Annotated in this window: 13 protein-coding genes; 5 read left to right on the forward strand and 8 right to left on the reverse strand. The window is 71.2% G+C overall.

Going from position 1 to position 13,162, the window contains the following annotated elements:
- Positions 1-10: 10 nt before the first annotated feature.
- Together ACFVYA_RS16575 and ACFVYA_RS16580 are read left to right on the forward strand one after the other, a co-directional pair.
- Complete coding sequence (locus tag ACFVYA_RS16575) at positions 11-2,740, forward strand: FtsK/SpoIIIE domain-containing protein (protein WP_387045800.1); 2,730 nt, start codon at positions 11-13, stop codon at positions 2,738-2,740.
- Complete coding sequence (locus ACFVYA_RS16580; RefSeq protein ID WP_387045802.1) at positions 2,737-3,141, forward strand: hypothetical protein; 405 nt, start codon at positions 2,737-2,739, stop codon at positions 3,139-3,141. Before ACFVYA_RS16575 ends, ACFVYA_RS16580 begins: the two co-directional genes overlap by 4 nt.
- On the opposite strand, the gene ACFVYA_RS16585 is transcribed toward ACFVYA_RS16580, so the two are convergent.
- The 6 genes from ACFVYA_RS16585 to ACFVYA_RS16610 form a co-directional block, all read right to left on the reverse strand.
- Positions 3,138-3,527 (reverse strand): YbaB/EbfC family DNA-binding protein, encoded by a 390-nt coding sequence (locus tag ACFVYA_RS16585; protein ID WP_387045804.1) that lies wholly within the window; start codon positions 3,525-3,527, stop codon positions 3,138-3,140. The genes ACFVYA_RS16580 and ACFVYA_RS16585 overlap by 4 nt on opposite strands.
- Complete coding sequence (locus ACFVYA_RS16590; protein WP_387045806.1) at positions 3,524-3,880, reverse strand: hypothetical protein; 357 nt, start codon at positions 3,878-3,880, stop codon at positions 3,524-3,526. The genes ACFVYA_RS16585 and ACFVYA_RS16590 overlap by 4 nt, the downstream gene beginning before the upstream one ends.
- On the reverse strand, positions 3,877-4,449 hold the full coding sequence (locus ACFVYA_RS16595) for a hypothetical protein (protein WP_387045808.1): 573 nt from the start codon (positions 4,447-4,449) through the stop codon (positions 3,877-3,879). Before ACFVYA_RS16595 ends, ACFVYA_RS16590 begins: the two co-directional genes overlap by 4 nt.
- Positions 4,449-5,663, reverse strand: a complete 1,215-nt coding sequence (locus tag ACFVYA_RS16600; RefSeq protein WP_387045810.1) for a putative T7SS-secreted protein — start codon at positions 5,661-5,663, stop codon at positions 4,449-4,451. The genes ACFVYA_RS16595 and ACFVYA_RS16600 overlap by 1 nt, the downstream gene beginning before the upstream one ends.
- Complete coding sequence (locus ACFVYA_RS16605) at positions 5,660-6,301, reverse strand: hypothetical protein (protein ID WP_387045812.1); 642 nt, start codon at positions 6,299-6,301, stop codon at positions 5,660-5,662. Before ACFVYA_RS16605 ends, ACFVYA_RS16600 begins: the two co-directional genes overlap by 4 nt.
- Positions 6,302-6,440: 139 nt before the next feature.
- Positions 6,441-8,906, reverse strand: coding sequence for an endonuclease/exonuclease/phosphatase family protein (locus ACFVYA_RS16610; protein WP_387045814.1), 2,466 nt, complete (start codon positions 8,904-8,906; stop codon positions 6,441-6,443).
- 126 nt (positions 8,907-9,032) lie between these two features.
- Here ACFVYA_RS16610 and ACFVYA_RS16615 point away from each other — a divergent pair, with 126 nt between their 5' ends.
- From ACFVYA_RS16615 to ACFVYA_RS16625, 3 genes are all read left to right on the forward strand, one after another.
- On the forward strand, positions 9,033-9,971 hold the full coding sequence (locus tag ACFVYA_RS16615) for a CapA family protein (RefSeq protein WP_387045816.1): 939 nt from the start codon (positions 9,033-9,035) through the stop codon (positions 9,969-9,971).
- 454 nt (positions 9,972-10,425) lie between these two features.
- Positions 10,426-11,055, forward strand: a complete 630-nt coding sequence (locus tag ACFVYA_RS16620; RefSeq protein WP_387045817.1) for a helix-turn-helix domain-containing protein — start codon at positions 10,426-10,428, stop codon at positions 11,053-11,055.
- Between the two features lie 47 nt (positions 11,056-11,102).
- A complete protein-coding gene (locus ACFVYA_RS16625; RefSeq protein WP_387045818.1) occupies positions 11,103-11,516 on the forward strand; it encodes a VOC family protein in 414 nt (137 codons plus the stop codon).
- A 139-nt stretch (positions 11,517-11,655) separates the two neighbouring features.
- Here the strand turns inward: ACFVYA_RS16625 and ACFVYA_RS16630 are convergent, their stop codons facing one another.
- Positions 11,656-12,102, reverse strand: coding sequence for a limonene-1,2-epoxide hydrolase family protein (locus tag ACFVYA_RS16630; RefSeq protein ID WP_285987143.1), 447 nt, complete (start codon positions 12,100-12,102; stop codon positions 11,656-11,658).
- A 16-nt stretch (positions 12,103-12,118) separates the two neighbouring features.
- Positions 12,119-13,039, reverse strand: coding sequence for a TauD/TfdA dioxygenase family protein (locus ACFVYA_RS16635; protein ID WP_387045820.1), 921 nt, complete (start codon positions 13,037-13,039; stop codon positions 12,119-12,121).
- Positions 13,040-13,162 lie beyond the last annotated feature (123 nt).

The following is a 13,162-nucleotide window of genomic DNA, read 5'->3' on the forward strand; positions in this document are numbered from 1 at the left end:
GGGGACGCCGATGGCCAACAAGTCAGCCGAGCAACGCAACCGCGTCGAAACCGCACTCGACCGGGTCCGCCATCAGATCGGACTGGTGCTGGGCGCGGCGGCTGGTGCGCGCCAAGCCGCGGAAGCCGACCTGTCCAAGCTCCGGCTGGAGCAGGACATCGTCAAGGTCGGGATGAACCACGCCAGTGCCGAGCAGCAGAACGAGTGGTCCCGCCACCCCGCCGCGCACGAGGTGTTCAGCGCGCTCGGCAGCGTGCGAAGCGCTTTCTACACCGACTGGAGCCAAGGTCCCGCCACGCTGCGGGAACTGGTCGCGCAGAACGCACCCGGCGCGGCCGGGCTGCCGCCGGGCGACTGGCTCGGCACGGTCGGGCACAACCCCGGCCTGACCTCGCCCGGGCTGTGGCGCGTCGGCTTGGCGACCGCCGCCGGTGGCGACGCGACCCGCACGTTCGACGTCGCCGTCCCGTTGCTCGACGAGTCGCACCTGGCGATCACGTCGGCGCCGAAGACCCGGCCCGTGATCGACGGCATCGTGCAGAACCTGCTGGTCCGCGTGCTCTCGACGTTCGAGCCGGGCGCGGTGCGCGTGCACCTGTGGGACATCGGGCAGCTGACCGCGATCCTGCCGGACCTCTACCCGCTCAGCCACACCAGCGCGCTCTCGCTGTACGACCCGGGCCGGCTGGAGGACCTGCTCGACGAGCTGGCCGGGCACATCCGCCGCATCCACGCCAGCTGCATGTCCGCCGGGTTCACGTCGCTGCGGGAAATGCGGAAGAAGAACGAGCAGCGGGGCGAGCCCTACCGCATCGTCGTGCTCTACGGCAACGGCGAGACGCTCGAGCCCGAACGCGCCCGCGACCTCAAGCGCGTCGCGAGCGGCGCACTGGCTGCCGGCATCTGCCTGATCATGATCGACGTGCCGACCGCGGTGAGCGCGCCGGTCGAGACGCTGAGCCTGCTCGACGACCGGCACGCGATCAGCAGCATGTCCGGCACCGACCTGGTCGTCGACCTCGATCCCGCGATGCCGTCCGCGCAGGTCATCCGGGCCATCGACACGATCGCCAAGGCGCTGATCGCCAAGCAGGGCGGCCCGCGGTCGTTCGACGACCTCCTGCCGACGGAGCTGGGCCAGGAGAACTCGGCGCGGGAACTGCGAGCACCGGTCGGGTTCTTCGAAGGCGAGCCGGTCGAGGTCGTGATCGGCGACGCGAGCCCGCACGCCCTGATCGGCGGCCCGTCCGGTTCGGGCAAGACGAACTTCCTGTACGCGCTGCTCGGCAGCCTCGCCGCGCGCTACACCCCGGAAGAGCTGGCGCTGTACCTGCTGGACTTCAAGGAAGGCGTCTCGTTCGCCGGCCTGGCGCCGGGCCGCAAGGACGCGAGCTGGCTGCCGCACGCGCGGCTCGTCGGCGTCAACGTCAACACCGACCGCGAGTTCGGCCTGGCGCTGCTGCGGTTCCTGGCCGACGAGCTGCGGCGCCGGTCCGCGGCCGCGAAGGAACACGAGGTCACGAACCTCGCCGACCTCCGCGAAGCCGATCCGGGCGGGCACTGGCCGCGGATCGTCGCGGTGATCGACGAGTTCCAGTACCTGTTCGCGGGCCGCGACCAGGTGACCGCGACGGCGACGCAGCTGCTGGAGGACATCGCGCGGCGTGGCCGGTCACAGGGCATCCACCTGGTGCTGGCCAGCCAGGACGTCGCCGGCATCGAAGCGTTCTGGGGCAAGCCCGCGGTGTTCGAGCAGTGCACGCTGCGGATCGCGATGCCGAAGGCGCGGCGCGTGCTGGCCGAGACGAACAACGCGGCGGTGTCGGCGCCGAAGTGGCACGCGGTGATCAACCACGACTCCGGTGTCGCGCACGGCAACCAGCTGGCCCACATCCCGGACGCGAGCAGCAAGAACGTGTTCGTCCGGCTGCAGCACCGGCTGTGGGAGGAGTACGCCGGCCGCTTCCCGCGACCGCGGCTGTTCGACGGCGCGCACCAGCCGGTCCTGGAGCAGTTCCCGGCGTACCTGGACCTCAAGCCGAACTCGAAGCCGCGGGCGCTGCTCGGCCAGTCGATCGACGTCACCGAGACGGCGTGCGGCGTCGACCTGCCGCGCGCGCCGGGCCGCAACGTCGCGGTGCTCGGCTCGGCGACCGCCGAAGCACTGTCCATCATGGACTCGTCGGCGCGGTCGCTGTCCCGGCAGTACGAACCGGGCGAAGTCGAGTTCATCTTGAGCTGCCCGATCGAGGCGTGCGCCCCGGCCGCGCTGGAGCTGGCCGAGCGGCTGCGCGAGGACGACCACGCGGCGTCGCTGGTGGACGACCTGACCGGCGTCCTGGAGTCGATGACCGGCTCGATGTCCGGCGGCGCGAAGGTGCTGCTGCTGTACGGCGTCGACGCGGCTCTGCCCGCGTTGGAGGCGAAGGCGATCGGCCAGCTGAAGAGCGGTCTCGACCACCTGCGGGTGCTGCTCAAGCAGGGGCCGGGCCACGGCATCCACACGATCGGCTGGTGGCGCAGCATCGCCCGGCTCAAGGACACGCTGGGCTTCGGCGGCACCGACGACATCGGCACGTGGGCGGCGCTCGACGTCCAGGGCAACGAGCTGTCACCGTTCGCGGCGGGCCAGGTCGTGCACTGGTCGCCGCGGCCGGGCCGCGCGTTGTTCTTCGACCGCACCACCCACGGCGCACCCGAAGTGATCATCCCGTTCCAGCGTCCGGAGAACGACCGATGACCGACGACGCCACCGCGGCCATGCGGTACAAGGAAATCATCGCCCTCTCCCGGGGATCGGCGGAGAACCTGCGCGAGTGGGAGCTGGCGCGGGCGAAGGCGCTGGACGCGGAGATCGAGGCGGCTTCGGCCGCGATCGAAGTGGCGGCCGAGCGCGAGGCGAGGGCGGCCGAGCGCGCGACGCGCTGGTGGAAGATGGCGCTGCACAACATCCAGGGCCTGCCGTGGCTCGACCCGGGCGACAACCCGCGCCCGGTCCCCACGGCACGCGCGGCCTACCTGGAGCGGTACCTCGAGGAGGTCAAGCCGAGCTACCAGGAGCTGGTCCAGGCGGTGCTGGCCCTGGGGTGGCGGGCCAAGCGGGCGGCCGCGAAGCGGGCGGAGCAGCCACCGCCGGCCTAGACGTCGAACACGGTGTCGTAGGGATCGTCGTCGTCCGCCGGAGCCGCCCTTCGCGGCGGCGGCGACGGCACTGCCTGCGGCGGTGGAGCTGTCTGCCGGGGCGGCTGAGCGCCCGGCTTGGCCCCGGCGGCCACGGCTTCCCGGACGGCGGCGGTGATGGTCCGGCTGAGCGTGACCGCGTCGAAGCGCATGGCCTCGGGCGCGAGCCGCACCTCGCTGACGACCCCGTCGGGCGCGGCGAGCACGGTGACGCTCCGATCCGGCGAGACGACGGTCGTGTGCCCGCTGCCGGCGATGCCGGCCAGGAGGCGCTGGTTTTCGGCCTTGCGGTCCTCGATCTGCTTGAGCTGCCAGCGCATTTCCTCGATCAGCCGCGCGTTGCTCATGGTCTCCCCTGCCACGGTCCCGGGTACCCGGGCGGCACCTGGTGCGGTATGCGGACGAACTCGTAGTACCTGCTGAAGGGGTGCTCGATCAGGCCGTAGCCCCGGCTGTGCGCGAACCAGCGGAGCTCTGCTTCGGCCAAGCCGAGTTCCACTGTCCGGATGCAGACCCGGTCCCGGCCGTCGAGCTGTGCGGCCAGGCGGGTCAGCTGCCGTTCACGCGGTTCCCGGCCCCGCGCGATCCGGATGATCCTCACCGTCGTGGAAACTGCGAGCAGACCACCGAGCACCACCAAAAACATCAGGATGATCAGCGGTAAGAAAGCGTTGTCGCTGCGTGCGGCCAGGTCCGTCATCGCGCTGCCTCGCCGCTGCGGAGGCTCCAGGCCACCTTCGCCGTCGCTTCGGCGACCGCCGGCCAGGCGTCTTCGGACTCCGCGATGACCGAGAGGATCACCACGGACCGGCCGCCCGGCAGGGGGATCTGGTACTCGGCCTTGATCTGCGTCCGGACGTCCCGTTCGGGCAGGTGGAACTCGCCGCCGCTGATCGCCACGATGGCCGGGCCGATCGGGAGGCGCACGGGCTGCACCACCGCACGTTTGTGACGGCCGCGGTACTCCTCGGCCATCGCGGCGACGAGGGCGTCCCGGCTGCCGGGCGCGGTTTCCGGCCAGAGCGCCACGCCGAGCGTCAGGGTGGCCACGTCACCCTTCCGCGGGCCGACGGCGAACTTGCCGAACACGCGGATGCCGTTGGCCTGCATGGTCGGGACCAGCGCCATCAGGTAGCTGCCGAACTGTTCGACGCTGGTCGCGGGCGCCACGTTTTCGGCGACCATCCAGGCGTGGCCGCGGTTCATCTTGTCGTCAGTGCCCACGGGCATACCCGAGAACCCGGGCGGGAGGTCGATTTCCAGAGGCATCAGTTCCACACCTCGTCTTCCGCCCGCTGACGTCGGCGCTCCGGCGCGTTGTCGGCTTGTTCTCCGGCATCGGCCGCGTTTTCCGCCGCGACGATCACCAACGGCGCAGGCCCGGCGACGAGCGCTGAGCTGGTGACCGCCAACTGGCCCACGTCCTTCGGGACCCAGTAGTTGAGCAAGTCGCCGATCGGCCCCTCGAAATCCACGCCGATCATCCGGGCGCCGACGTCGGCCTGGAGCTGGGCGCCGACGGCCCCGTAGCCGAGGGCCTTCGCCACCGCCGCGCCTCCCAGCGGCAAGAAGCCGCCGATGAACGAAGTTCCCGCCCCGATTCCGTCGAAGATCAAAGTTTCGCCGGCGACATCGGCGCCGGCCAGCTTGGCCGTGCCGTGGCCGGCCAGCGCCGCCACCCCGAAGGTGGTCGCCACAACTCCGGCGACTTCCTTGAACGGATCGGGGAGGAACTCGCCGGCCAGCCCCAGGGCATTGCCGATGTCGCCCATCACGTCCGAGGCCTTGGCCAGCAGTTCCGCGTGGTCCTGCACGAAGTTCCACGCCTCGTCGACCCCGTCGGCGAGGGTGTTCGACAAGTCGGCAAGTGCCCCGCCGACCGCGTCGCCGAGCTTGTCGAGCACGTCCGGCTCGTCCGGGGCCAGTTCCTTCGCCTGCCGCAGCTGTCCGGCGACCCGGGACGCGGCGTCCGTGTGCTCCTGCTGGAGCTGCTTCGCCGCGTCTTGGACGTTCTGGCAGCCGTCGATGGCCGTCTGGAGCTGCTGGCCGGCGTTGTCCAGCAGACGCTGGGCGATCTGCAGGGACTGCTGGTCCGGGAACGTCCGGTTGGCGAGCGCGAGATCCGGGTTCGCCCGCGCCTGCTCGGCCGCCCGGGCCGCCGCTTCCGCGCGGGCCTCCAGGTCGGCGGCGCGTTTCTGCAGGTCACCGAGGGTCTGCGCCCAGCCTTCGAGCGCGTCGGCGGCTCGATTCATCGACTTGGCCGCATCGTCGAGGTAGTCCGGCAACGGACCGAGGCGGCGGGCGAAGGCTTCGCTGGCCTCGCCCTGCCAGGTGCCCTGCTTCCGGACGATCCGGCGGAGCGAATCGTCGGCCTCGGTCAGGTCGTCGCCCACGGCGCGGTACTTGCCGGCCAGGTCGGTGACGCCGTCGAGGTCGCCGGGAGCCGGGTCGAAGCCCAGGGCCGGGAAGTCGCGGGCGCTCACCGGTCGAGGCCGTTCAGGAGGTCGGTGATGCCGCCGGTCGCGCCGCCGCCGACGGGCCGGTCGTTCCCGGGTTCGGTCCCCTCGGGCCCGGCCGGCCGGCCGATGCCCGGCACCCCACCGGTGTACCCACCACCCACCGGCCCTTCGCCCACGTCCGGATCGGCCAGCTCAGCCAAGCCGCCGATGCCCGGCACGCCACCGGTGTACCCACCACCCACCGGCCCCTCCCCGCCGGTGTGGCCGCTTCCGGCCGGACCGCCGCCCGGCTGCCCGGCCACGGGATAGTGCCCCCGCGCGCCGCCCGGGTGGCCGCCGTCCGGGGGCCCACCCAGCACCGCCGAGCCGAACTTCCCCAGCTCGCCGCCGAACTGGGCCTCGATCTGCTCGTACTTCTGCTTCGCCGCCCTCAGCCGCTCCGTCACGCTCGAAGCCGCCTCGCCCAAGCGGCCGATCCCGAAGCCCCAGGCCTCCTCGAACTCGACCCCGGGCGTGCCCAGCTCCGCCGTGCCGAGCGAGCCGAACGCGCCGCCACCGCCGAGCTTCCTGTTCGCGCCGGCCATCCGGTCCGCCGCCGTGCCGAGGTCGTCGATGAGCTTGCCCAGCTCGTCGACCTTGACCGCATACCCGCGTCCGTCCACGCCACCCTCCCCTTGTGGTCCCAACCCACCGTAGGACGGCCGTCAACGCTCCGCGGTTTCGTCGTCACCCAAAGGTGTCAACCACGAAACGAAGCCACCCCCGGGCGATGCGCCCGGGGGTGGCCTCACCGCATCGGAACTACTTGCCGAAGACCTGCTCCAGCCAGTCGAGGAAGTCGTAGAGCGCGTCCTCGAGCGGGTTGCCCGCACCCGGCCGGAACCGGATCACCTGCGGGTCGTGGTCGCTGGCCTGGTCGGCGAACTCCGCGTTGATGTGGACGACGTCGTAGTCCACCCCGCGCGGCGCCCTCGACGCCAGGATGTGGTCCAGCACCTGGGACTGACCCTCGAACACGTAGCTGTACCGCTCGGCTTCGGGCACGGACGCGATCAGGTCCTTCAGCACGCCACCCGCGGTGAGCGTCTGGACCGCCGGCGAGAACGGGTAGTCGTTCAGGTCGCCCGCCACGACGATGTTCGCGTTGCGGTCGGCCGCCAGCAAGGAATCGACGAACCCGCGCAGCACCGTCGCCTGCTTCGCGCGCTGCACCTCGGAACTGCGCGCCGGCGGCTGGAACCGGCCGTGCGTCGGCTGGTCGCCGCCCTTGGAGTTGAAGTGGTTGGCGATGACGAACACCGTGCGGCCCTTGAAGACGAACTCGCCCGCCAGGGGCTTGCGGCTGGTCGTCCACGCCTCGTTCGCGGGGTCGACGCGGCCCGGCGACGCCGTCAGGTGCGCCTTGCCGTGCTCGCGCACCACGCCGACGGCCGTCGTCGGGGTCCCACCCGGACGGTCCACAAAGGATACGCGAGCCGGGTTGAACAGGAACGCCACGCGGATGTTGCCGCCCGGCTGGCCGCCGTCGGCGTCGTTCACCGGGTCGATCTCGCGCCACTGGTAGCGCGGACCGCCCTTGGCCACGATCGCGTCGGTGAACTTCTGCAGCGTCTGGTCGGCGGCGACGGTGCCGTCGTCGGTCGCCCCCGTGTTGTCCTGGATCTCTTCCAGGTTCACGATGTCCGGCGTCGCCAGGTGCGTGACGACCGCCTCGCCGAGGCGGTCGTACTTCGTCTGCGGGTCGCCCGGCGCCAGGTTCTCGACGTTGTAGGTCGCGACGGCGAGCTCGCCGGTCCGCTGCTTGCGCGTGGTCTCGCCCTGGAGCCCGTTGTCCTTTTCGGTCCCCAGCACGCTGGCGAACAGCGTGTAGCCACCGAAGTTGCTGTACTCGACCGGCCCGGACGTGGTGCCGGCCAGCACGTCACCGACGTTGAGCTTCGGGAACGGCCGCTCGGCGAACGGGATCAGCGACGAAACCTTCATGACGCCGCTGTTGAGCTGGTCGTAGCCGAGGTACACGCTGCCGCCGCGGACCGACTTGTGCTGGTCCGGCTTCGACGTCACGTACAGCTCGTTGAACGTGTTCGTCGGGCCGACGACGCGGGCGTCGGTGACGCTGACGATCTCGCTCTCGTGCGCCTCCCAGAAGTCCAGCGCGTACTTCGACGGCTCCAGGGCGAGCGGCTCGACGTTGCCGCCGGGCGCCGGCGCGTAGGCCGTCGGCACGGTGTCCGGGTTCAGCACGGTCGGCGCCGGGAGGGCGTTCCCGTGCGAGTCGACCGTCCACTGTGCACTGCTCAGCTCGGTGAGCGACTGGTAGTTCGACGTGGCGGGCGCGTCCGGGTAGAACTCGCGGACCGTGCCGGTCGCGGTCACCGCGTCGCCGACCGCGACGGCCGGGTTCGCCGAGCCGGTGAAGACGAACAGGCCCTCGCTGGTGCGCGGGTCGGTGTCCGGCTGGGGATCGGTGACCCAGAAACCACGCGACGATCCGAACGTCCGGGTCGCGGTGACGACGCCGGTGACGCCGGAGACCTTCTTGTCCTTGAAGGGCGAAATGCGCGTGGTGCCCTGGATGTCGTGGATCTTCGCCGGGGCCGGCGCCGGGCCGGGGTCCCCGCCGGTCGACTCGCCCGCGGTGTTGGTCGGGCTCGGCGCGCCGACGGTGAAGTCGGCGGCGTTGTCGTCGGTGTCGGCGAGCGCCGTGCCGCGCGCGGCGGACGTCGTGTTCGACGGCGCCGCGGCCGGGTTGCCCTCGCGCACGGTCGCCGCGCCGAACCCGGTGAGGTCCTTGATCCGCGCGTCGGCGGCGCAGTCGGCCGCGGTCTTGCAGGTCAGCGCGGTGGTGCCGGAGACGAGGGCGACCGTGCCGGCGGTGGCCGACATCGCGATCGCGCCGGTCGCGTCCGGCGTGGGCAGCTCGACGGTGCCGCCGGAGCCCTTGCCCTCGGCCACGAGGTAACGCCCACCCGGCGCGACGCTGCCGGCCAGCGGCGTCACCTGCCACGTGCTCGACGGGCTCGCCGAGCCGGGCAGGTACTGGACGCTGAAGCCGGCCAGGCTCGCGGCGGCCGCGCCGCGGTTGGCGAGCTCGACGAAGTCGCTGGTGAGCGTCGCGCCGGCGTTGCCACCACCGCCGTAGACCTCGGCGATGACCGCGTCGGCGCTCGGTGCGGCGAGCGCGGCCGGTGCGGCCACGCCGCCGAGCACCAGGCCCGACGCGACGGCCACCGTGAAGGCAGCCTTGGATCTGTGGGTCTTGGTCACCCTGAGTCCCCTTTGTGCTTGAACAGTCGTGGCATAGTCCCCCGAACAAGTGAGGAGGAGGAAGACAACGGTGCAACGATTCGTAACAACTACTTTCGTCGTCACTCATTCGGCAGAGCAGGCTTCGTGATCACGCTCGTCCTCGGCGGAGACGTCATCCTCCACCCCCGCACCACCCCCTCGGCCGCACTCGGCCGGCTGAACCCGCTGCTCGAAGGGGCCGACCTCCGGTTCGTGAACGTCGAAGGACCCGTCGACGCGGCGACGGCCGAAGCGCTGAAGTCGACCGGCATCGACGTCGTCTCGGTCGCCAACGACGCCCCCCAGCCGCCGGCCGCCGCGCTGGCGAGCCTCGGCGCGCTCGACCGGGCCGGGATCGCCCACTGCGGCGCGGGCGCGAACCTCGACAGCGCACACGCACCCGCGGTGCTCGAACGGTCCGGCAAAAAGGTCGCGTTTCTCGCCTACACCTCGATTCGCGCCCACGGCCAAGCCGCGCAAGCGGACTCGCCGGGCGTCGCGCAAGCGTTTGCGACGACGGCCTACCAGCCCGATCCCCGCGTCGGGGAGATCCCGGGCCGACCGCCGCTCGTCCGGACGACACCGGTCCCCGAGCACCTCGAACGGCTGGTCGCCGACGTGAAGCGCGCGAAGGCCGGCAACGACCACGTCGTCGTCTCGATGCACTGGGGGCTCCCGGGCCCCGACCTGGCCGAGTACCAGGTCGCCTACGGGCACGCCGCGCTCGACGCCGGCGCCGACCTGGTCGCCGGGCACGGGCCGCACACCATCCAGGCCGTCGAGGTGTACCGCCGCCGTCCCATCCTCTACAGCCTCGGCAACCTCGTCTCCGGCTGGCCGGACGGCCTCCTGGCCGGGTGCCTGTTCGGCGACGAACCGCGGCTCGAGCTCATCCCGGTGCGGCGGAACGCGGACAACGAATGCGAGCCGCTCGCCGGGGACGAAGCGGACAAGGTGCTGCGGTACGTCGCGGAAGTCTCCGCGCTGCGCTCCACGACGGTGACCGTCCAGGGCGGAATCGCTTCGGTACCTGTTGGTGCGTAACGAATTGCGCGCGTTCTGTGACAACCGGGCGTCGGCCTGTCACCCATCCGGCGCATCTGCCTTAAATGAAGGTCAAGGGCCGGAACAACCTGCGTGAAGCGGCGGTACGGTCTGCGTGGGCGGCCGGAAAAGTGGCACAGACCACTCCCCGACAGCTCTCGATCGGCACGACACGGGGGGAGGGAGAACGATCATGTGGGGGCTGATTGTTCTCAGCTGCGTGTTCGTGCTGGTGCTGGGGATAGCCGCGGTCGTGGACCTTCGGGACCACGACCGCGGCGAGCACCGGGTCTAGTCGCTCCCCGCTACGATGCCGGACGTGGCGCTCGACCGGTTTGAGGGCATTTCAGGGCTGGAGTACCGATTGTCGGACTCGCCCTATGTCGAGGGCGTATATCGCGTGGCGCCGAATGGCAGGCATGGCAGTTTCGCGCCGCAGCGCATGGTGTCAGTCGTGAACTCGAACTGGGAACTGCTGGTGTGGGCGTCGGACGGCGTCACCACCGTGTCGGTCCGCGGTCCCGAGACCCGGCCCACCGTGGTCCCGTTGGGTGGCGGGCTGGGCAGCACCTTCGGCGTGATCTTCCGGCACGGTGCCTTCCTGCGAAACCTGCCCGTGGGCGGGCTCGTGGACGGCAGCGTGTCGAGCCCGTACACGACGCCGCGCTCCTTCGTGCTGCAGGGCAGCGAGTGGGAGATCCCTACCTACGAGAACGCGGAGACGTTTGTGGAGCGCCTGGTCCGGGCGGGGTTGCTGGTGCGGGACCCGTTGGTGACCGACGTCGTCGCCGGGGAGCGGCCTGTGCTGGTCACACCGCGCTCGGTGCAGCGCCGGGTCGCCGCGGCCACGGGCCTGACGCAGGGCGTGATCCGCCAGATCGAGCGGGCGCGGCAGGCCACGATGCTGCTGCGGCAGGGCGTGGCCGCGACCGAGGTCGTGCATCTGGTCGGGTATCACGACCAGCCACATCTGGCGCGGTCGCTGACCCGGTTCGTCGGCCGGACGGCGACCCAGCTGCGGCGGCCCACCCCCGGCGAGATGGTGTCGCTGCTGTACAAGACCGAGGTCGAGGTACGGCCGTAGGTTCGAAGTCAGCCGGAAGGGCCGGCTACGAGAACCGAGGAGCACCAGTGGCTTTCACGCAGATCTATGTCAACCTGCCGGTCACCGACCTGGACGCGAGCACGTCGTTCTACCTGGCGCTGGGTGGTGTGCTCAACCCGCAGTTCACCGACGAGACGTCCGCGCAGGTCGCCCTCGGTGAGGTGGTGACCGTGCAGGTGATGACGCACGAGCAGTTCGGCCAGTTCACCTCGCGGCCGATCGCCTCCGGTGGTGCGATCGGGTCGATCCTGGCGCTGCCCGCCGAGTCGAAGGAGGACGTCGACCGGCTGGCCGACGCCGCGGTGAAGGCGGGCGGGTCCGAGCCGCGCCCTGCTCAGGACATGGGCTGGCTGTACAACCGTGCTGTGGACGACCCGGATGGCCACAGCTGGGAACTGCTCTCGTTCGACGCGTCGGCGATGCCCGGCACTCCCGAGTGACCCGGAACGATGAGGGGCGCGGGCGGTTGATTCTCACCGTCCGCGCAGCGCCCGGCCAAAGACAGGTGTGGCTTGGTGCGCGTGGCGGAACCGGCTGACGGCCCACCGCAGCAAACGGCTCCGCCGCTTTGAAACACGCCTAGCGCACCGCCTGCCTCCCCTTGTACCGCTCGAGGAGCGTGCGCGCGCCGGCCAGCGCGACCCGCCCGGCGCCCTTCGCGCTCGCGGCCAGCACCGTCGTCCAGTCGAAGTAGTCGCGCCAGAGCACGATCCGGCCCGCCTCGACCTCGAACGTGCCGCACACCCAGAACTCCGCTTCCCACGCGCCGCGGCGCAGGACGTCCGTGCGTTCGGTGAGCACGACGTTGCCGTCCGCGGCGATGTGGTGCGTGCGCGCCTCGAACCCGGAGCCGAACCGGGCCAGCAGCCTGAGCTGCTTTTCGACCGCCGCGACGCCGCGGGCGGGCGGCAACGGCACGTTCTGGTACACGATGTCGCTCGCCGCGAACGTCAGCGCCCGGTCGATGTCGAGGTCTTCGAGAGCCTTGAGGAAACCGGTCACCACGGCCTGGGGTTCATCGGTCATGCCCCCAGGCTAAGGCTCAGAACGGCCGGTCGCCCGCGATGGCGACGCGCTCCGCGATCCGGACGTGCGGGTGGTAGTCGTTGACCGCGTAGTGCTGCGTGGCGCGGTTGTCCCAGAACGCGACCGAGTTCGGCCGCCAGCTGAACCGGACCTGGAATTCGGGCGTGTGAGCCTGCAGGAACAGGTACCGCAGCAGCCGGTCGCTCTCGGCCCGGTCGAGGCCCACGATGTGCGTGGTGAACGCCTGGTTGACGAACAGGGTGCGCCGCCCGGTCTCCGGGTGCGTCCGGACCACCGGGTGTTCCACCGGCGGGAAGCGGTCCTGCCACCGCGCCAGCAGCGCGGGATCGGAGAACCGGTCGAAGCCGGGGAGGTAGTCGTGCACCGCGGTGAGCCCGTCGATGCGGGCGCGGACGTCTCCGGGCAGGTTGTCGTAGGCCGCGGCCATGTCGGCCCACATCGTGTCGCCGCCGACCGGCGGCACCTCGATCAGCCGCAGCACCGAGCCGAGCGCCGGGGCGGGCCGCCAGGTGACGTCGGTGTGCCAGATGTTCTCGTAACCGGGCATGGCCGCCGTGCGCTCGAAGCGCGTGACGGCGTCGTCGTCACCCTGCGGGATGAACGGGTTGGTCTCCAGCTCGCCCCAGTTCGCGGCGAACGCGCGCTGCTGCGCCGAGGTGATCCGCTGGTCGCGGAAGAAGAGCACCTTCCACTCGAGCAAGGCGTGGTTGAGCTCTTCGCGCAGGTCAGCGCTCACCGGCGCGCCGAGGTCGACGCCGTCGACCTCGGCACCGATCACCCGGCCGAGCGGGCGGAGGGTGAACAGCTCGTACGGCTTCCGCTGCGGTTCCCGGAGAATCCGGGGGCCTTCGACGATGCCATCCGCGGGCGTGACGGCCCCGCGCAGCTGAATCCGGGCAGGCAGATCTACGGACATGTTGTGCTCCAAGGGTTTTCGGGGAATCCGGACGCCGGGTTCGCGTCAGGCGGGCGGCGAACCCAGGCGGCCGCGGCGCAGCAGCAGGGCCGCGACGCCTTCCCCGATCGACCGCGCGAAGGC

The organism is Amycolatopsis sp. NPDC058278, from assembly GCF_042881395.1.
Classification (GTDB): Bacteria; Actinomycetota; Actinomycetes; order Mycobacteriales; family Pseudonocardiaceae; genus Amycolatopsis.

What these genes read in the sequence shown, in the direction of transcription:
- ACFVYA_RS16575 (WP_387045800.1), top strand. Translation starts at nt 11, where the DNA reads ATGGCCAACAAGTCAGCCGAGCAACGCAACCGCGTCGAAACCGCACTC.
- ACFVYA_RS16580 (WP_387045802.1), top strand. Translation starts at nt 2,737, where the DNA reads ATGACCGACGACGCCACCGCGGCCATGCGGTACAAGGAAATCATCGCC.
- ACFVYA_RS16585 (WP_387045804.1), bottom strand. Translation starts at nt 3,527, where the DNA reads ATGAGCAACGCGCGGCTGATCGAGGAAATGCGCTGGCAGCTCAAGCAG.
- ACFVYA_RS16590 (WP_387045806.1), bottom strand. Translation starts at nt 3,880, where the DNA reads ATGACGGACCTGGCCGCACGCAGCGACAACGCTTTCTTACCGCTGATC.
- ACFVYA_RS16595 (WP_387045808.1), bottom strand. Translation starts at nt 4,449, where the DNA reads ATGCCTCTGGAAATCGACCTCCCGCCCGGGTTCTCGGGTATGCCCGTG.
- ACFVYA_RS16630 (WP_285987143.1), bottom strand. Translation starts at nt 12,102, where the DNA reads ATGACCGATGAACCCCAGGCCGTGGTGACCGGTTTCCTCAAGGCTCTC.
- ACFVYA_RS16635 (WP_387045820.1), bottom strand. Translation starts at nt 13,039, where the DNA reads ATGTCCGTAGATCTGCCTGCCCGGATTCAGCTGCGCGGGGCCGTCACG.